At 73.4% G+C, this 17,359-nt stretch carries 16 protein-coding genes; 6 read left to right on the top strand and 10 right to left on the bottom strand.

The features are described 5' to 3' along the window. Window position 1 precedes the first annotated feature (1 nt). The 3 genes from OG519_RS05775 to OG519_RS05785 form a co-directional block, all read right to left on the bottom strand. Window positions 2–1,039 carry a sugar ABC transporter substrate-binding protein gene (locus OG519_RS05775; protein WP_405579495.1) on the bottom strand — a complete coding sequence of 346 codons (1,038 nt, stop codon included), beginning with the start codon at window positions 1,037–1,039 and terminating at the stop codon, window positions 2–4. 126 nt (window positions 1,040–1,165) lie between these two features. Beyond that, window positions 1,166–1,981, bottom strand: a complete 816-nt coding sequence (locus tag OG519_RS05780) for an SDR family NAD(P)-dependent oxidoreductase (protein ID WP_405579497.1) — start codon at window positions 1,979–1,981, stop codon at window positions 1,166–1,168. Next, window positions 1,978–3,294: an L-fuconate dehydratase gene (locus OG519_RS05785; protein WP_405579500.1), complete on the bottom strand. Its 1,317-nt coding sequence runs from the start codon at window positions 3,292–3,294 to the stop codon at window positions 1,978–1,980. The genes OG519_RS05780 and OG519_RS05785 overlap by 4 nt, the downstream gene beginning before the upstream one ends. A gap of 381 nt (window positions 3,295–3,675) precedes the next feature. On the opposite strand from OG519_RS05785, the gene OG519_RS05790 reads away from it, so the two are divergent. Then, window positions 3,676–4,785: a PAC2 family protein gene (locus OG519_RS05790; protein ID WP_405579503.1), complete on the top strand. Its 1,110-nt coding sequence runs from the start codon at window positions 3,676–3,678 to the stop codon at window positions 4,783–4,785. A gap of 102 nt (window positions 4,786–4,887) precedes the next feature. Here OG519_RS05790 and OG519_RS05795 read toward each other — a convergent pair whose 3' ends face one another. Next, window positions 4,888–5,910 (bottom strand): aldo/keto reductase, encoded by a 1,023-nt coding sequence (locus OG519_RS05795; protein ID WP_405579506.1) that lies wholly within the window; start codon window positions 5,908–5,910, stop codon window positions 4,888–4,890. A gap of 180 nt (window positions 5,911–6,090) precedes the next feature. On the opposite strand from OG519_RS05795, the gene OG519_RS05800 reads away from it, so the two are divergent. Beyond that, window positions 6,091–6,933 carry a helix-turn-helix transcriptional regulator gene (locus OG519_RS05800; protein ID WP_405579508.1) on the top strand — a complete coding sequence of 281 codons (843 nt, stop codon included), beginning with the start codon at window positions 6,091–6,093 and terminating at the stop codon, window positions 6,931–6,933. Between the two features lie 110 nt (window positions 6,934–7,043). Here OG519_RS05800 and mshC read toward each other — a convergent pair whose 3' ends face one another. The 4 genes from mshC to OG519_RS05820 all read right to left on the bottom strand — a co-directional run bounded on the left by mshC (window position 7,044) and on the right by OG519_RS05820 (window position 10,633). After that, entirely contained in the window at window positions 7,044–8,273 is a 1,230-nt protein-coding gene (mshC, locus tag OG519_RS05805; protein ID WP_405579510.1) for a cysteine--1-D-myo-inosityl 2-amino-2-deoxy-alpha-D-glucopyranoside ligase, read from the bottom strand. Window positions 8,274–8,390: 117 nt separating this feature from the next. Then, window positions 8,391–9,293 (bottom strand): SCO1664 family protein, encoded by a 903-nt coding sequence (locus OG519_RS05810; RefSeq protein ID WP_405579512.1) that lies wholly within the window; start codon window positions 9,291–9,293, stop codon window positions 8,391–8,393. Continuing rightward, a complete protein-coding gene (locus OG519_RS05815) occupies window positions 9,257–9,847 on the bottom strand; it encodes a DUF3090 domain-containing protein (protein WP_405579515.1) in 591 nt (196 codons plus the stop codon). Before OG519_RS05815 ends, OG519_RS05810 begins: the two co-directional genes overlap by 37 nt. A gap of 78 nt (window positions 9,848–9,925) precedes the next feature. Then, entirely contained in the window at window positions 9,926–10,633 is a 708-nt protein-coding gene (locus OG519_RS05820) for a histidine phosphatase family protein (protein ID WP_405579518.1), read from the bottom strand. A gap of 201 nt (window positions 10,634–10,834) precedes the next feature. On the opposite strand from OG519_RS05820, the gene OG519_RS05825 reads away from it, so the two are divergent. Then, window positions 10,835–11,449 carry a hypothetical protein gene (locus tag OG519_RS05825; RefSeq protein WP_405579520.1) on the top strand — a complete coding sequence of 205 codons (615 nt, stop codon included), beginning with the start codon at window positions 10,835–10,837 and terminating at the stop codon, window positions 11,447–11,449. A gap of 114 nt (window positions 11,450–11,563) precedes the next feature. Here OG519_RS05825 and OG519_RS05830 read toward each other — a convergent pair whose 3' ends face one another. Continuing rightward, window positions 11,564–12,613 carry an LLM class F420-dependent oxidoreductase gene (locus OG519_RS05830; protein ID WP_405579523.1) on the bottom strand — a complete coding sequence of 350 codons (1,050 nt, stop codon included), beginning with the start codon at window positions 12,611–12,613 and terminating at the stop codon, window positions 11,564–11,566. A gap of 224 nt (window positions 12,614–12,837) precedes the next feature. Between OG519_RS05830 and OG519_RS05835 the strand changes: the two genes are divergently transcribed. After that, window positions 12,838–13,818: an aldo/keto reductase gene (locus tag OG519_RS05835; RefSeq protein ID WP_405579525.1), complete on the top strand. Its 981-nt coding sequence runs from the start codon at window positions 12,838–12,840 to the stop codon at window positions 13,816–13,818. A gap of 34 nt (window positions 13,819–13,852) precedes the next feature. Continuing rightward, window positions 13,853–16,270 (top strand): helix-hairpin-helix domain-containing protein, encoded by a 2,418-nt coding sequence (locus OG519_RS05840; RefSeq protein WP_405579528.1) that lies wholly within the window; start codon window positions 13,853–13,855, stop codon window positions 16,268–16,270. A gap of 180 nt (window positions 16,271–16,450) precedes the next feature. Here the strand turns inward: OG519_RS05840 and OG519_RS05845 are convergent, their stop codons facing one another. Next, window positions 16,451–17,056: a hypothetical protein gene (locus tag OG519_RS05845; protein WP_405579530.1), complete on the bottom strand. Its 606-nt coding sequence runs from the start codon at window positions 17,054–17,056 to the stop codon at window positions 16,451–16,453. Between the two features lie 47 nt (window positions 17,057–17,103). On the opposite strand from OG519_RS05845, the gene OG519_RS05850 reads away from it, so the two are divergent. Further along, a complete protein-coding gene (locus OG519_RS05850) occupies window positions 17,104–17,328 on the top strand; it encodes a DUF5703 family protein (protein ID WP_405579533.1) in 225 nt (74 codons plus the stop codon). Window positions 17,329–17,359 lie beyond the last annotated feature (31 nt).

Here is a 17,359-nt window from a genome sequence, read left to right on the forward strand (position 1 = left end):
GTCAGCTCTTCCCGAGCTGGTTGGCCCACAGGCTCGCGTCGTCCACATTGGCCTTGGTGACCAGCGGTGCGGGGAGCTGGTCCTCAAGGCCGTTCGGGATGGCGATGATGTTGGAGCCGTGGTCGGTGGGCCCGGGCGCGAACTTCTTCCCGGCCAGCGCCTCCTTCGCGTAGTACAGCGCGTACTTGGCATAAAGATCGGCCGGCTGCGAGATGGTGGCGTCGATCTGGCCGGCCTTGATCGCCTTGAACTCCTCGGGGATGCCGTCGTTGGAGATGATGGTGATGTGGCCGGGAGAGCCGGCCGGCTTGAGCAGCCCCTTCTGCTGGAGCAGCGCCAGCGTGGGCTGGAGGAAGACACCGCCGGCCTGCATGTAGATGCCGTTCAGGTCGGGGTCGGAGGCGAGCGTGGTCTGCAACTTGGCTGAGGCGACGTCGCCTTCCCAGTTGGTGGCGAGCGCGATCACCTTGATGGCGGGGAACTTGGTCTTCATACAGGACGCGAACGCTTCGGAGCGGTCACGGCCGTTGATGGAGTCGAGGGCGCCCTCGAACTCGGCGACCTTGCCCTTGCCCCCCAGCTGCTGGCCGAGGTATTCGCACGCCTTCTCGCCGTACGCCTTGTTGTCGGCGCGGACGACCATGTACACCTGCCCCTTGTCCGGACGGGTGTCGACGCTGATCACCGGGATGTGCTTCTTGGCCATCTGGTCGAGGGTGGAGGCGATGGCGCCGGTGTCCTGGGGCGCCATCACGATCGCCTTGGCGCCCTGGTTTGCGAAGTTCTGCACATTGGCGACGAGCTTGCCGATGTCGTTCTGCGAGTTGGTGCGGGGCAGCGCGGAGACGTCGCCGGCCTTGACACCCTTCTCTATGTAGTCGTTGTAGGAGTTCCAGAAGTCGCTGTCCGCGCGGGGCAGGTCGATGCCGACCTTGCCGGAGCTTCCGGCCTTGCTGTCGCTTCCTCTGTTGCAGCCCGCGAGCGCGGTGACCGCGAGGAGTGCGGCGCAGGCGGCCACGGTCGTCGTACGCAGTCTCATCGTCGAGTCCTGCCCTTCCAGTGGTGAGTGTGGGCGGTACGGGTGAGTTCGAGGCTCTGTGGTGGCGCTGGTGCTGCCGGGTGGTGCCGGCGCTGGTGCTGCCGGTGAAGTCTTGCTGTCGTGCGGTCAGTCGGCGGCGGGGCGCAGGCGCAGTCCCTGCACGCCGCCGTCGACGGCGAGCGCGGTGCCGGTCACGCTTGAGGCGGAGGGTCCCGCGAGGTAGACGATCGCGGCCGCGACCTCGTCCGCGGTGACCAGCCGGCCGATCGGCTGGCGGGCGTTGAGCGCGGCCCGCTCGGCGGCCGGGTCGTCGGCCTGATCGAGGAGCCGCCCGATCCACGGGGTGTCCGCGGTGCCGGGGTTGACGCAGTTGACCCGGACGCCCTCGCGTACGTGGTCGGCGGCCATCGCCAGGGTGAGCGCGAGCACGGCGCCCTTGCTCGCGCTGTACAGGGCGCGTTGGGGCAGCCCGGCGGTGGCGGCGATGGAACCGGTCTGGGTGATGGAGGCGCTGCCGGGTCGCTCGGCGGCGGCCTTGCGCAGGTGCGGCAGGGCGGCCCGGGCGGTGCGGACCATGCCGAGCAGGTTGATGTCCAGCACCCGCAGCCACTCTTCGTCGCTGTTGTCCTCGACGCTGCCGACGGCGCCGATGCCCGCGTTGCTCACCAGAATGTGCAGGCCGCCGAGTTCGCCCACGGCTTCGGCGACGGCGGCCCGTACGGCCTCGTCGGAGGTGACGTCGGCGAGCACCGGCACGGTGCCCTCGGGGGCACCGGACGGGTCGCGGTCGAGGACGGCCACCCGGGCGCCGCGGGCGGTGAGCAGCGCCGCGGTGGCCGCGCCGATCCCGGAGGCACCGCCGGTGACCAGGGCGGTCAGTCCGGCGAAGTCCCGCGGGTGCTGGACCACGGGGGAAGCGGCGGCTTCGGGGGTGCGGGTCATCGGGTGAGCTCCTGTCGGGCGGTCCAGACCGGCCCGTCGGGGTAGCGGTAGTCGGCAAGGGTCTCGGGGACCATACGGGCGGAGAAGCCGGGTGCGTCGGGCACCTGGTAACGGCCGTTCTTCATCACCACCGGGTCGGTGAAGTGCTCATGCAGATGGGGTACGTACTCGATCACCCGGTCGTCCAGACGGCCGGAGACGGCAACGTAGTCGAACATCGACAGGTGTTGCACCAGTTCGCACAGGCCGACGCCGCCGGCGTGCGGACAGACCGGTACGCCGAACTTGGCGGCCAGCAGCAGGATGGCGATGTTCTCGTTGACACCGGCCACCCGGGCCGCGTCGATCTGCACGAAGTCCACCGCGCCGGCCTGGAGGAGCTGCTTGAACACCACCCGGTTGGCGACGTGTTCGCCGGTGGCGACCGGGACGGGCTGCCCGGCGCGGACGGCGGCGTGCGCCAACACGTCGTCCGGGCTGGTGGGTTCCTCGATCCAGTAGGGGTCGAAGGGCGCGAGCGCGCGCATCCACTCGATGGCCTCGGCGACGTCCCAGCGCTGGTTGGCGTCCACCGCGATCCGGATGTCGGGGCCGACGGCCTGCCGGGCCAGCCGCATCCGGCGCAGGTCGTCGTCGAGGTCGGCGCCGACCTTGAGCTTGATCTGCCCGAAGCCGGCCGCGACGGCCTCCTTGGCGAGCCGGGTCAGCTTCTCGTCGTCGTAGCCGAGCCAGCCGGGCTCGGTGGTGTACGCGGGGTATCCCTCGCGGCGCAGCCGTGCGGCGCGTTCGGCCCGGCCGGGCTCGGCGCGGCGCAGGATCTCCAGCGCCTCGTCGCGGGTGAGGGCGTCGCTGAGGTAGCGGAAGTCGACCAGGTCGACGAGTTGCTCCGGCGCCATGGCGGCCAGCAGCTCCCACACCGGCAGGCCGGCCTGGCGGGCGGCCAGGTCCCAGGCGGCGTTGACGACCGCGCCGGCCGCCATGTGCATCACGCCCTTCTCCGGGCCGAGCCACCGCAACTGCGAGTCATGGGTGAGGAGTCGGTAGAAAGCACCGAGATCGCCGGTGACGCTGTCCACCGGGCGGCCGACCACATAAGGTCGCAGGGTCTTGATGGCGGCGGCGACCACGTCGTTGCCGCGTCCGATGGTGAAGCAGAAGCCGTACCCCGCGAGGCCGTCGGGCGCGTCCGTACGGAGCACGAGGTAGGCGGCGGAGTAGTCGGGGTCGGGGTTCATGGCGTCCGAGCCGTCGAGCTGCTCCGAGGTCGGAAAGCGAATGTCGTAGACGTCGACCTCGGTAATGGTCGGACTCATGCACACTCCCGTCGGAAGACATCGGATCTTTTTTCGATGATCCGATGTATAGCGGCGGGGGATGGGATTCGTCCAGAGGCTGGGCAGAATTTGCGGGATAACAGATCGGATGTCTCATCGCGCCCAGGTCCAGGGCCTGCCGCGGTGGCCCGGGGTGGCCGAGATGGCCCGGTCGGCCGGGGCGGCCGCGTCGGCCGCGTCGGCCATCCGGTCCAGCGGCGGCCAGAACCGGGTCCGGCGGCGGACATGCCCCAGGTGGCCGACCGGACCGGCTGGGGCGCCCCCTCGCCCCCACTACGCCGTAGGCTGGTCCCGCACCGAGAAGGAACGGCAGCCGGCCGGGGGACCGCACCACCCCGTCCGGCCGGAAGGAGGCGCTGGGTGATCGAGCTCGAGGGAGTTCCCGAGCTGATCGACCCGGTCATGGTGGCCGCGTTCGAGGGCTGGAACGACGCCGGGGACGCCGCGTCCACCGCGGTCGGCCATATGGACCGGGAGTTCAAGGGAGAGGTCTTCGCCACGCTCGACGCGGAGGACTACTACGACTTCCAGGTCAACCGGCCCACCGTGTGGATGGACGCCGGTGTGCGCAAGATCACCTGGCCGACCACCCAGTTGTCCGTGGTCCGTATCTCCTCGCCCAAGCCCCGCGACCTGGTCCTGGTCCGCGGCATCGAACCCAGCATGCGCTGGCGCTCGTTCTGCAACGAGATCCTCGGCTTCGCGCACGAACTGGGCGTCGAGATGGTCGTGGTGCTGGGCGCGCTGCTCGGCGACACCCCGCACACCCGGCCGGTCCCGGTCACCGGTGTCACCTCGGACGCCGGCCTGGCCGCCGCGCTCAATCTGGAGGAGTCCAGCTACGAGGGCCCGACCGGCATCGTCGGCATCCTCCAGGAGGCGTGCGCGCACGCCGGCATCCCGGCGGTGAGCCTCTGGGCGGCGGTGCCGCACTACGTCTCGCAGCCGCCCAACCCCAAGGCCACCCTGGCGCTGCTGAACCGCCTTGAGGACCTGCTCGACCTGCGCATCCCGCAGGGCGAGCTGCCCGAGGACGCCCGCGCCTGGCAGGTCGGCGTGGACCAGCTCGCCGCCGAGGACACCGAGGTCGCCGAGTACGTCCAGACTCTGGAGGAGGCCCGGGACACCGTCGAGCTGCCCGAGGCGTCCGGCGAGGCCATCGCCAAGGAGTTCGAGCGGTATCTGCGGCGCCGCGACCCCCAGCTCGGCGGGTACGCCACCAGCGAAGGCGGCGACGGCGTACCCCAGTTCCGGGACCGCGCCCAGCAGGCGCGGGAGGACGACGGGCGGAATCCGCCGGAGGCCGCGGACCCGAAGGACGCCGGGGACGCCCCCGGGACCCGGGACGGTGTGGAGGCGATCGGCGGCAAGGACCCGGACGGCCCAGCCGGGCCCGCCGAGAAAAAGCCCGACGCGCCCGACGCACCCGACGCAGGGGACGAGCCGGGAGACGACGGCGCCGTCACGTAAGCGGCCCCGGGAACCGCTCGGGGCCTCCGTGGCCACCCGCCGCGGCCACCCGACGCGTACGCCGGAGCCCGCGGCGGCCCTCCCGCCGGTCCCGGGCCCCCGTCAGGCGGCGGTGCGCTCCCCGGCCGGCCGGCGCCGCGGGCCCGCCTGCTGGAGCGCCGGCGGCACGTACACCTGGTCGAGCGTGCCGACGTCGGTGCCCGGCGGGACGATCTCGTCGATCCGGTCCAGCAGGTCGTCGGTGAGCTCGACGTCCATGCCGGCGAGCAGGTCATCGAGGTGGCTCATCGTGCGCACCCCGACGAGCGCGCTGGTCACGCCGGGATGGGCGATGGCGAACGCCAGCGCCAGGTGGGTCAGCGGCAGGCCCGCCTCACCGGCGAGCGCGATGAGCCGCTCGACGACGTCGAGCCGGCGCTCGTCGCGCAGGTGCCTGAAGAGGCCGGCCCGGCGCAGTTCGTTCTGTTCGCCCCTGCGGACGCGGCCGGTGAGCAGTCCCTGCCCGAGCGGGCCCCACACCAGCGTGCCCATCCCGTAGCGCTGGGCGACCGGCAGCACCTCGCGTTCGACGCCTCGGTTGAGCAGCGAGTACGGCGGCTGCTCGGTGTGGAAGCGGGCCAGAGCGCGCCGCTCGGCGAGCCATTGGGCGTCGACGATGTCGGACGCCGGCATCCCGGATGTCCCGATCGCGCGGACCTTTCCGGCGCGCAGCAGGTCGGAGAGCGCCGAGAGCGTCTCCTCCATGTCGGTGGCCGGGTCCGGCCGGTGGATCTGGTAGAGGTCGAGGTGGTCGGTCCGCAGCCGGCGCAGCGAGTTCTCGACCGCGGTCACGATCCAGCGCCGCGAGCCGCCCTGCTGATTCGGGTCCTCCCCCATGGGGCGGCCGACCTTCGTCGCCAGGACGACATCGTCCCGCCGCCCCTTGAGCGCCCTGCCGACGACCTCTTCGGAGTCGCCGTAGACGTCGGCGGTGTCGATGAGGTTGATCCCCGCGTCCAGCGCCTTGTGGATGACGCGGGCGGAGTCGTCGGGGTCGGGGTTGCCGACAGACGTGGCGAACATCAGCGCGCCGAGCGCGTAGGGGCTGACCTTGATTCCGGTCCGGCCGAGCGTGCGGTATCGCATGGGCGATCGTCCTGTCCTGTGGGGTCTCTCCGGTGCCCGGACGGTCGCCCCGGCGGGGCGCCGCCGGTCCGTCGGGCCGGTCTCCAGCGTGTGCCGGTACGGGCACCGGCGGGAGAGACGTCCTTATCCGGGGACGCGCTGTCCCTGGCTGCGCCCGCCGGCCCGGAGCATGGTGGGAGGGTGGACAGAACCGGACTTGCCGACTTCCTGCGCCGCTGCCGTGCCCGGGTCACTCCGGCGGACGTGGGGCTGTCGCAGGGCCCGCGGCGCCGTACCCCGGGACTGCGCCGTGAGGAGGTGGCGCAGCTCGCGGGCATGTCCACCGACCACTACACCCGGCTGGAGCAGGCCAGGGGGTCGTACCCGTCCCGTCAGATGCTCGCCGCCGTCGCCCGCGCGCTGCGGCTGACCGGCGACGAGCGGGACCACCTCTTCCACCTGGCCGGCGAGGCGCCGCCGCGCGGCCGGCCGGCCACGGAGCACGTCCGCCCCGGCCTGCTGCTCGTCCTCGACCGGCTGACCGACACCCCCGCCCAGGTGCTGAGCGACCGCGGCGACATCCTGGCGCAGAACGCGATGGGCAAGGCGCTCCACGGCGACGCGTCCGCCCGCCCCGAGGCGGAGCGCAACATCGTGTGGCGCTACTTCACCGACCCGTCGGCGCGGGAACTGTTCCCGGCCGAGGACCGTGACCGCGCCGCCCTGGTGGCGGTGGCGGATCTGCGCGCCACCCTGGCCCGCCGCCCGGACGACGCGCGGCTGGCCGGGCTGGTGCGCGGGCTCCGCGCCCGCAGCGAGGAGTTCGCCGCGCTGTGGGACACCCACCGGGTCGGCGTCCGCCGCGCCGACGTCAAACGCTTTCTGCACCCGGTCGTCGGCCTGTTGGAGCTGGACTGCGAGGTGCTGCTCACCCCGGAGCACGACCAGCGGCTGGTGATCCACACCGCCCGTCCGGGCAGCAGCTCCCAGGAGCGGCTCGAACTGCTGCGCGTGGTCGGCCTCCAGGATCTGACCCGCGGCTGAGCCGCCCAGCCGGGCGGCCTCTCCTCACCGGCGCCACAGGCGGCGGCCCGCGGGCTCCCTGCCGCGTCGCACACGGGGAGCCCGCGGGGCGCGGTCAGCTCAGGCTCGGCTCACAGCGCCACGCCGAGCAGCGCGTCCACCATCCGGGAGACGAGTCCCGGCGCGCCCGGATCCGTACCGCCCGCCGCCTGTTGGGCTACCGCCCACGCGTCGACCGCGGCCAGCGCGCGCGGGGCGTCCAGGTCGTCGGCGAGCGCCTCGCGGACCGTCTCGACCAGTGCGTCCGCCGACGGCCCGTCCGGCCGGGACACCGCGGCGCGCCAGCGGGCCAGCCGCTCCACCGCCGCCTCCAGTACGGCGTCGGTCCACTCCCAGTCGGCCCGGTAGTGGTGGGCGAGCAGCGCCAGCCGGATCGCCGCCGGGTCGGCCCCGGCGCGGCGCAGTTCGGAGACGAAGACCAGGTTGCCCTTGGACTTGGACATCTTCTCGCCGTCCAGCGCGACCATCCCGGCGTGCACATACGCCTTGGCGTACGGGTGTTCGCCGGTCAGCACCTGGGCGTGCGAGGCGCCCATCTCGTGGTGCGGGAAGGCCAGGTCGGAGCCGCCGCCCTGGACGTCGAAGCCCATACCGAGGTGGTCGAGCGCGATGGCCACGCACTCGATGTGCCAGCCGGGCCGGCCGCGGCCCAGCGACCCGCCGTCCCAGCTCGGTTCGCCGGGCCGCGCGGCCAGCCACAGCTTGGGGTCCAGCGGGTTCTTCTTGCCCTCGCGGTCGGGGTCGCCGCCGCGCTCGGCGGACAGCGCCCGCATGGTCTCCGCGTCGAGCCGGGCGACCTCGCCGAAGCGCGGGTCGGACTCCACCGAGAAGTAGATGTCACCATCGAGTTCGTAGGCGGCGCCGGCGTCCCTGAGCCGCTCGACGACCGGCACGATCCCCGGTATGGCCTCGACGACCCCCACGTACTGGGCCGGCGGCAGCAGCCGGAGCGCGGTCATGTCCTCGCGGAACAGCGCGATCTCCCGCTCGGCGAGGGCCGCCCAGTCCTCCCCTTTCGCCGCGGCCCGCTCCAGCAGCGGATCGTCGACGTCGGTCACGTTCTGTACGTAGTGCACCTGGCGCTTCGTGTCGAGCCATACGCGCTGCACGAGGTCGAACGCGTTGTAGGTGGCCGCGTGCCCCAAGTGGGTGGCGTCGTACGGGGTGATTCCGCAGACGTAGAGGCGGGCGACGGGACCCGGGTCGATGGTCACCAGGCCATCGGTCGAGGTGTCGTGGAGACGGAGGACGCGTCCCGTGCCGGGAAGGGCGGGGACGTCGGAAGCTGGCCAGGCATGCATGTCATGAGATTAACCGGGCCGGTCACCGTCAAAACGAGCGGGAGCAGGGCGAACGTCGTTTTCGTACTCTTTGCGTACCCGCGTGCGTAGCCGCTCCCGTCCGCGCGGGGCGGCGGCTCAGACCGGTGGCCAGGGGATGGACGGCCACTCCCCGCCGGGCGCCGGATGGGCGCCGGTGGCCTGAAGCCTGCGCACCCGGGCCCGCAGCGCGGCGGTCTCCGCCGTGGTCAGCAGGGTGGCCAGCCGGTCGCCGAGCGCGCCGTCCAGTTCGGCGGCGAGCTTGTCCAGCACGGTCAGCGCCTCGGCGGGCAGCGGCTCGCCCGCCCACCCCCACAGCAGGGTGCGCAGCTTGTCCTCGGTGTGGAAGGTCACTCCGTGGTCGATCCCGTAGATCCGGCCGTCGGCCGCGGGCAGCAGATGGCCGCCCTTGCGGTCGGCGTTGTTGATCACCGCGTCGAGTACGGCTATCCGCCGCAGCCGGATGTCGTCGGCGTGCACCAACAGGGCGGTCCTGCCCTCCTCCAGCTCGGCCTCGACCACCGCCTTCCAGCCCGGGGCCGGCTCCATCTCCTCGGTGAGCGCGAGCAGTTGGGGCGGTTCCCCGGCCCCGTCCGGCGTCCCGGAACCTTCCTCGGCGCCCTCGCCGGGGACCGCGGGCGGGTCGATCCAGCGCTGGACCATGCCCTGGCCGTACGGGCCCTCGCGCAGCACGGTGGGCGGGATGAGACCCCAGCCGGTGGCTTCCGAGACCAGGTAGGCGGCGACCTCGCGCTGGGCCAGGGTGCCGTCGGGGAAGTCCCACAGCGGGCGCTCCCCGGCGACCGGCTTGTAGACGCAGACGACCGTACGGCCCTGGTGGACGCTCTCGCAGTAGAGCACCGCGTTGGAGGCGTCCCGGACCCGGCCCTTGACGGTCAGCTCGCCGTGCGCCAGCGCCTCGGTGTCCAGCGGGTCACCGGGCCCGGCCGCGGCGGGCCCGGGGTTCAGGCCGACCTCCGGTACCCGTTCTGACGCGGGCATACGTGTCCTTCCGGGTCCAGGGGCAGACTGCACAGCGGACAGGGCGGCCGGCCGGCCGACACCACGTCGAGGGCGCGTTTGGCGAAGGAGCGGGCCTGGGCGCCGGTGAGCACCACCCGCAGCAGCGGCGGGCCGTTCTCGTCGTCCTGGAGCAGCTCTTCCTCGGCGGCCTCCAGGCCCTCCTCGTCCTCACCGGCGAGTTCGACCAGTGCCTGCGCCTCGATGACCATCCGCTCATGGGCGCCGTCCCAGGCCAGCGCCATGGTGCCGACCCGGAACTCCTCCTCGACCGGCACCTCCAGGGGCCCGCTGTCGGAGAGTTCGGTGGGGGCGACGGCCGGCACCGGGGCGCTGCCGCCGGTCCGGCGCACCACCTCGTCCAGCAGTTCGTCGACCCGCTCGGCGAGGGCTGCCACCTGGGTCTTCTCCAGCGCCACGCTGGTGGTCCGGCCGGCCGCGGTGGCCTGGAGGAAGAACGTCCGCTGACCGGGTTGGCCGACCGTGCCGGCCACGAAACGGTCGGGTTGTTCGTAGAAGAAGACCTGACGGGGCACGCCTTGCTCCGTTTGCTCGTCCGAAATGCGCTTCTCAGCGACTACGCTGCCGGTCCCCCACCCTACTGCGGAAGCTGATCACGAGACGCCGGTGGAGCCGCCCACCACGGCGTCGTCCGGCCGGTGCGCCTCCTCCTTGGGGCGGGGCGGCGGGACCAGCCCGGTGAGGTCGCCGGTGTCGCCGAGCCGCAGCAGGTACGGGCGGTGGGCGGTGTAGCGGATGACGGTGACCGAGCAGGGGTCGGTGCCGATGCGCTGGAAGAGGTCGAGGTGCATGCCGAGGGCGTCCGCGGCCAGCGACTTGATGATGTCGCCGTGCGAACAGACCAGGTACATCGCGTCGGCGCCGTGCGCCGCCTCGATCCGGTCGTTCCAGTCCCGTATCGCGTCCACCGCGCGGGCCTGCATCGCGCGCAGCGATTCGCCCTTCTCGCCCGGGAAGACGGCGGCCGAGGGGTGCCGCTGGACGGTGGCCCACAGGGGTTCGTCGGCGAGCTCGCTCAGCTTGCGGCCGGTCCAGTCGCCGTAGTGGCACTCACCGACCCGTTCGTCGGTGTGCCGGGGGATCTCCGGGCGGGTGTCGAGCAGCGGCCGTACGGTCTCCTCGCAGCGCTGCAAGGGGCTGCTGACCACGGCGGCGATCGGCAGTACGGCGAGGCGGGCGGCGAGTGCGGTGGCCTGGGCCCGGCCGGTGTCGTCGAGGGCGACACCGGGGCTCCAGCCGGCCAGGACTCCATCGGCGTTGGCGGTCGAACGGCCGTGCCGGACGAGGATCACGGTGGGCATGCCCGCCACCGTAACCCTTCGCGGGGCCGGGCGTTGTGCTGGGTGACGGCCATGGCGGGGAGGATCCCCCCGAGCCCCCACCACGGCCGCGGAATTTGGCGATCCGCTGTCCTCCGCGCACTCCTCGCCGTCCGACCCCCTGGGTAAGGTGCTTCAGGGGTCGTCACGGACCCGGGAATCGGCTGCGCGAAGCGGGTGGGGATGTTCAGCAAGGCGACGGGGAGCCGTCCGCCGGTCGTCTCGGGGACGGGTCCGGCGGGAGCGGACTGGTCTCCGCACGGCCGTCTCGAAGACGCCGCCGGGGCGTATTTCCTGCACGCGGACATCGCGCTCGACGCCATCAAGGGCGTGCTGGGGCGCCGCCGGGTGCGGGGCTTCACGCTGGAGCGGGTGGTGGACCTCACCGAGGCGGGGGCCTCGGTGTGGCAGGAGGCGGCGGTCTGCGACGGGCGCCGGCTGATCCTGTGGCACAGCGAGGAACTCGCCGACGAGAAGGCGCCCGGCGGGATGGTGCTGGACTCGTCGGTGCAGGTGCTGCCGCTGGAGTCGATCGAGCACGTCGGGATGCGCACGCTGGTCGGGCGGGACGAGCAGGGCCGGCGGATCGACCGCGGGGTCTATGTCGTGCTGGCCACCGCGATGCCGCACGAGCTGAGCGCGATCCCCGCCGACCCCGACTCCCCCCTCCCGGTCGCCGCCGCCAAATTCCGCCCCGAGGCCTTCCGCTTCAGCAAATCCCTCGACGACGGCGGCCCCGGCCAAATAGCCCGCCTCATCACCTTCGGCCGCCTCCTGGGCCGCCTGATTCCCCCCTGACGACTCCCTCCGAGGCCCCCGCCCCGCTGCGTCGCCCCGGCGCGTGCCCGGCAGGCGGCTCGGGCGGCTCGGGCGGCTGCTCGGCGGACGGCTCGGCGGCGGGGGCTCCGGCGGCTAAGCCAGGCCGGCCAGGCTTGCCGCTTCGGCGCCGGCTCGGAGGCCGGCCAGCCGGTCTTCCAGGGTGAAGCCGGCCGGGTTGAGGTTGAGGGTGGTGACGCCCGCCGCGGCGTACGCGGACATGCGGTCGGCGATCCGCTCGACCGAGCCGAGCAGGCTGGTCGAGTCGATCAGCTCCAGCGGCACGGCCGCCGCCGCCCCCTTCTTGTCGCCGGCCAGATACTTCTCCTGGATCTCGGCCGCCTGCTTCTCGTAACCCATCCGCTGGGCGAGCTGGTTGTAGAAGTTCTGCTTGCGGCTGCCCATCCCGCCGACGTACAGCGCGGTGTAGGGCCGGAAGACATCGGCCAGCGCCGAGACGTCGTCACCGAGCGCCAGCGGCACCGTCGGGCTCACGTCGAATCCCTCCATCGTCAGCCCCGCCTTCTCCCGCCCCGCCCGCAGATACCGGATCGCCGTCTCCTCCAGCCGGCCGGCCGACGGAAAGAGCAGCAGCGCGCCGTCGGCGATCTCCCCGGTCTGCTCCAGGTTCTTCGGGCCGATCGCGGCGATGTAGAGCGGGATGTGCTCGCGCTGCGGGTGCACGGTCAGCTTGATCGGCTTGCCCGGGCCGCCGGGCAGCGGCAGCGTCCAGTGCTCGCCCTCGTAGGCGAGCCGTTCCCGGCTCATCGCCTTGCGGACGATCTCGACGTACTCCCGGGTGCGCGACAGCGGCTTGTCGAACTTGACGCCGTACCAGCCCTCCGACACCTGCGGCCCCGACACGCCGAGCCCGAGCCGGAACCGCCCGCCGGAGAGCGAGTCGAGGGTCGCCGCGGTCATCGCGGTCATCGCCGGGGTGCGCGCCGGGATCTGGAAGATCGCCGAGCCGACGTCGATCCGCTCGGTGTGCGCCGCGACCCAGGCGAGCACGGTCGGGGCGTCGGAGCCGTACGCCTCGGCCGCCCAGCAGACGGAGTAGCCGAGCCGGTCCGCCTCCCGCGCCACGGCGAGGTTGTCCGCGTCCATGCCGGCGCCCCAGTAGCCGAGGTTGATCCCGAGCCGCATACCGCTCCCCTTTGCCGAAGTTGCCGAAGTTGCCGAAAGTCACTGAAGTCACTGAAGTCACCTGATGTGACGGCGCCGCCGTGCCGGAGGTCCGGCGCCCCACCGCCGTACTGGCGAGTAACGTCGTCGTCCCCCCGGACTGTAGCGAACTACCGCGCCACCAGCGCCTGTCAGGTACGTCACTGCCGCCCATTCGGCGGGTACGGGCGCTAGCCTCAGCGTCCATGGAGCAAAGGCACCTCGGCCGCACCGGGCTGCGTGTGTCCCGGTTGGGGCTCGGCACGCTCACCTGGGGGCGCAACACCGGCGAACGCGACGCCGCCGACCAGTTGAAGGCGTTCTGGGACGCCGGCGGCACGCTGGTCGACACCGCGGACGTCTACTCCGACGGAGGTGCCGAATATCTGCTCGGGCGGCTGATAGAGGACCTGGTGCCGCGGGCCGACCTGGTGATCGCCACCAAGGCGGGCAGCGTGCCGGACCCCTACCGCCGGTTCGACACCTCCCGCGGCCATCTGCTGTCCGCCCTCGACGCCTCGCTCCAGCGCCTCGGTACGGACTACGTCGACCTCTGGCAGGTGCACGCCTTCGACTCCGGCACCCCCCTTGAGGAGACGCTCCAGGCACTGGAGATCGCGGTCGGCTCGGGCCGCGCCCGCTACGTGGGGGTCTCCAACTTCTGCGGCTGGCAGCTCGCGAAGGCGGCGGCCTGGCAGCTCGCGGCGCCCGGCCGTACCCCGCTGGCCAGTATCCAGATGGAGTACTCGCTGCTCCAGCGCGGCGTCGAGCGCGAGGTGCTGCCTGCCGCGCTGGACCTCGGGGTGGGGCTGCTGCCGTCGTCACCGCTCGGCCGCGGGGTGCTCACCGGCAAGTACCGCAACGGCACGCCGCCGGACTCGCGGGGAGCCTCCGAGGACATGTCCGCGTTCGTCGCGCCCTACCTCGACGAGACGGCCCGTCACATCGTGGACGCGCTGGCCATAGCGGCCGACGGTCTTGCCGTCTCCCCGTTGCAGGCGGCCCTCGCCTGGGTACGCGACCGGCCCGGTGTCACGGCCCCGATCCTCGGCGCGCGCAACGCCGCACAGCTCAGCGCGGCTCTGTCGGTGGAGGCCCTTACGCTTCCGGAAGAGATCTGCCTGGCGCTGGACGATGTCTCGGCGCCTTTGCACCGCTATCCGGACCACGACTGGAGCACGCTCTGACTCGTGGTCGCGCCGCTCCACGGAGGCCCCCGCAGTGACCGAGATCCCGCCGACCCCGCCGACCCCGCCGACCCCGTCAGACCCGTCGATCCCGGCCCACCCGCCGATCCCGCGGCCCGCGCGGCCGTCGCAGTCGTCGCAGGACGGACGCCCCGGGCAGGCCGTGCCCGTCGCCGCCTCCGGTGGTCCCGCTCAGGAGGCGGGCGGACCGGAGGCGGCCAGGCCGAGGCCCCAGGCGGGCCTGGCCGGGCTGGCGGCGGCCGTACGGTCGATCGAGCGGGGTGAGAATCCGGCGGCTCCGGCGCCCCGCGGGGACGCCGCCGAGGCACGGCGGAAGCGGCGGGAGGCGATGGCGGCGGAGGCCGCGGCGCTTCAGGCCGCCGAGGCGGCGCAGGTGGCGGGCGTACCGGCCCCGGGGGCGCCGGATGTGTCGGAGGAAGTGGCGGAGCCGGCGGGGGTCGCCGGGCCCGATGGCGGAGGCGACCCGGGCGCGGCTCGGGACGCGGACCAGGACGGCACGGCCGAGCCGGACGCCGAGCGGGGAGTCGGGGTGTCCTCCCCCGCGGCCGGCGCCGACGCCTCGGAGCTGGCCGCACGGACCGTTCTCCCCACGCCGCCCGAGGCGCCCGCCGGGGTCGCCACCGCCGCGCCGGTGCGCGGGCGGGCCGCCGCTGACCGGGGCGCCGCGCCGCGTCCGGCCGCCATGGACCCCGCCGCCGTCGAGGAGGCCCGGCGGGTGCTGCTGGCGGGCGGGGCGCCCGGAGAGCTGGCGGCGGAGGCCGTACGGGGGCTCGGCGAGCGGGCCGGGGAGGCGCTGCGGGAGGATCCGTGGCGCGTGCTCGGGCTCGCCGGGGTCCGGGTGGAGCACGCCGACGCGTTCGCCCGGGCGGTGCTCGGTGACGCCTGCGGCCCAGGGGACGCCCGGCGGGCCAGGGCCCTCGTCGGGTATCTGCTGGAGCGGGCCGCGGAGCAGGGCCACACCGCCCTCACCTCGGACACCCTCAAGGCCGCGCTGGCCCGGCACTCGGTGCCCGACCCGGACGCCGCCGTGGCCGCGGCGGTCGAGGACGGCACGCTGCTGGCCTTCGGTACCGACGCCGGGACGGGCGCCGAGGAGGACCCGGACGAGGCCGAGGACGATTCCGACCGGGCCGAGGCGGACGTACCGCTGCTGCTGGGCCTGGATCGCTACGCCCTGGCCGAGGAGAGCCTCGCCGACGGTCTGATCCGCCTGCTCCGCTCCTTCGAGGGGGCGCCGGGCGGCGGCTCGGGCACCCCGGTCGCCTGGGAGAAGGCCGCCGCCGACGCGCCCTCCTCCTCCGCCGCCGAGCTGATCCGCGCGGTGGCCGGCAGCGGGCTGGTGCTCCACGCGGGCGGCGAGGCGGCCCGCGCCGAACCCGCCGCGGTTGTCGTCGCCGCTCGCGCCGCCGGTCTGCGTGCCTATGCCGCCGCCTACACCGGGAACGGCCGGCGCCGCCTCGCCGACGCGGTGGGCGAGGACGCGGCCCTGACCGTCGCCGGACTGCTCGACGGGCAGGAGGGGCCGGGCCGCGCCGAGGACGGCAGCCTCGCGCTCGACCTGCTGGCGGTGCTCGACGCTCCGCAGTTGTCCGTCGAGGAGGCGACCGATCTGGTGGAGGCGGTGCCGGACGGCGCCCGGCTGGTGCTGAGCGGCGATCCGCACGCCCTGTGGTCGGCGGGCCCGGGCCGCGCCTTCGCCGATCTGCTGGCCGCCAAGGTGTGCCCGCGGGTCACCTCCCGCACCCCGGACCCGGGTCCGATCGGCGAACTGACCTCGTGTGTGAGCATCGGTGAGCTCGCCGCCGTGGCGGCGCCGGACCGCGAGGTCGTGGTGGTCCCGGTGCGCGATCCGCAGGAGGCCCTGCACCGTACGGTCCAGCTCGTCGCCGACTCGGTGCCGCGGGCGATCGGCGTCCCCGCGGACAAGACCCAGGTGATCACCGTCGCGCACGGCGGCCCGGTCGGCACCCGGACGCTGAACGCGGCGCTCAAGGAGCGGCTCAACCCCGGCCCCGGCCGGTTCGGCGGTTTCGACCCCGGCGACCGGGTGGTCTACGTCCCGGCGCCCGGTCATACGCTGCCCGGCACGGTGGTCGGGGCGGAGGCCGAGGGGCTGCGGCTGGCGTGCGAGACGGGCAGCGTTCTCGTACCGCGCGAGGACGTGGCCGGGAAGGTGCGGCACGGCTGGGCGGTCACCGGGCACCAGGCGGCCGGCATGCGCTGGCCGGCGGTGGTCGTGGTGGTGCCGGGGGACGCGGGGCCGCTGCTCACCCGGTCCTGGGTCTATACGGCCTTCGCCCGTGGCGAGCGGCATCTGTCGGTGGTGCGGGGCGCCGAGCAGGGCCTGGCCGAGGCGGTCGCGGGACCGGCCGCGAAGGAGCGGACGACGAGGCTGACGGGGGTGCTGCGGGATCTCGCGGCAGAGGGGTGAGCGCCGCTGGGCGGAGGCGGGCCCGGGAGGAGGTCAGCCCAGGACCGACCGGGGGCGGGATCAGGCCGGGGCGAGATCAGGCCGGGCCGGGGATCGGGCCGGAGCTGGGACCGACCGGGGACCGGGATCGGCCCGGGGCGGGGACCGGACCGGCCCCCGCCCGCCGAGCCGTGGCGGCGCTCAGTCCGGGTCCAGCACGCCCAGTTCGTCGTCGAAGACCGCGCTCACGTCGAAGCGGCACACCACAAGCTGCGGATCGGCCTGGTCGAAGGGGGCGTCGAGCCACTCCCCCGGCTCCGCCGGCTCCACCGCGGAGACCCAGAGCGTGGAGTCGCCCTCCTCCAGGCCGAACTCCTTGTGGCGCTGGGCGATCTCGTCGGGTTCGTACTCCCCGAAGATCACCCCGATCGCCGCGTTGACCGTGCTGCTCTCCGTTTCCTCGGCCTCGCCCGCTCTCCTGGCCTGCGCGAAGAGCCGGTCGGGCTCGACGATGGTGTAGTCGCGGCGGATCAGCACGCTGATCGCCTCCGGCTCCTCGGGTCCCGCGTACTCCGGCATCGACTCGCCGGACGGGACTTCGAAGGGCGTCACCTCGTCATAGCTCTCGTACAGCAACTCGTCATACACCTCGGCGGCCGAGGCGAGCGCCTCGAACGCCGCGTAGACGGCGGGGTCTTCCCCGCCGGCGCGGTTCTCGATCGCGTCGAGGTGACGGTCGAGCGCGGCCTTGAACGCCTCGACCGCGGCGCGAACCTCGGCCACGGTGGGCTGCACGTCATCAGACATGAGGCAGACGCTATCCGCACCGGGGCGTTGCTTGCACAATAGATGCGATGCCGGAATACGAATTCAGAGAGATGTACGTGCCGCGTGGGGTCTCCCGCAAGGAAGCGACACGGCTGCTGACCGACGAGGCGGAGTACAGGCACTGGGAACTCGACCGAGTGCGGCTCTACCCCGACGGCAGCCGGCGCGTCCGCCTGCGCCGCCGCATCATCCGCCAGCCCCGCCCGACGTGGAACGCGGCCCCGCCCGGTGCGCCGCCGTCGGCACCCTGACCAGGCACCCTGACGAGCGGTGCCGGGACCG

The organism is Streptomyces sp. NBC_01190 (genome assembly GCF_045039895.1).
Taxonomy (GTDB): domain Bacteria; phylum Actinomycetota; class Actinomycetes; order Streptomycetales; family Streptomycetaceae; genus Actinacidiphila.

Bases quoted from the DNA above. Each gene is read 5' to 3' on its own strand.
- OG519_RS05775 (WP_405579495.1), bottom strand. From the start codon at position 1,039: ATGAGACTGCGTACGACGACCGTGGCCGCCTGCGCCGCACTCCTCGCG.
- OG519_RS05780 (WP_405579497.1), bottom strand. From the start codon at position 1,981: ATGACCCGCACCCCCGAAGCCGCCGCTTCCCCCGTGGTCCAGCACCCG.
- OG519_RS05785 (WP_405579500.1), bottom strand. From the start codon at position 3,294: ATGAGTCCGACCATTACCGAGGTCGACGTCTACGACATTCGCTTTCCG.
- OG519_RS05795 (WP_405579506.1), bottom strand. From the start codon at position 5,910: ATGCGATACCGCACGCTCGGCCGGACCGGAATCAAGGTCAGCCCCTAC.
- mshC (WP_405579510.1), bottom strand. From the start codon at position 8,273: ATGCATGCCTGGCCAGCTTCCGACGTCCCCGCCCTTCCCGGCACGGGA.
- OG519_RS05810 (WP_405579512.1), bottom strand. From the start codon at position 9,293: ATGCCCGCGTCAGAACGGGTACCGGAGGTCGGCCTGAACCCCGGGCCC.
- OG519_RS05820 (WP_405579518.1), bottom strand. From the start codon at position 10,633: ATGCCCACCGTGATCCTCGTCCGGCACGGCCGTTCGACCGCCAACGCC.
- OG519_RS05825 (WP_405579520.1), top strand. From the start codon at position 10,835: ATGTTCAGCAAGGCGACGGGGAGCCGTCCGCCGGTCGTCTCGGGGACG.
- OG519_RS05830 (WP_405579523.1), bottom strand. From the start codon at position 12,613: ATGCGGCTCGGGATCAACCTCGGCTACTGGGGCGCCGGCATGGACGCG.
- OG519_RS05835 (WP_405579525.1), top strand. From the start codon at position 12,838: ATGGAGCAAAGGCACCTCGGCCGCACCGGGCTGCGTGTGTCCCGGTTG.
- OG519_RS05845 (WP_405579530.1), bottom strand. From the start codon at position 17,056: ATGTCTGATGACGTGCAGCCCACCGTGGCCGAGGTTCGCGCCGCGGTC.
- OG519_RS05850 (WP_405579533.1), top strand. From the start codon at position 17,104: ATGCCGGAATACGAATTCAGAGAGATGTACGTGCCGCGTGGGGTCTCC.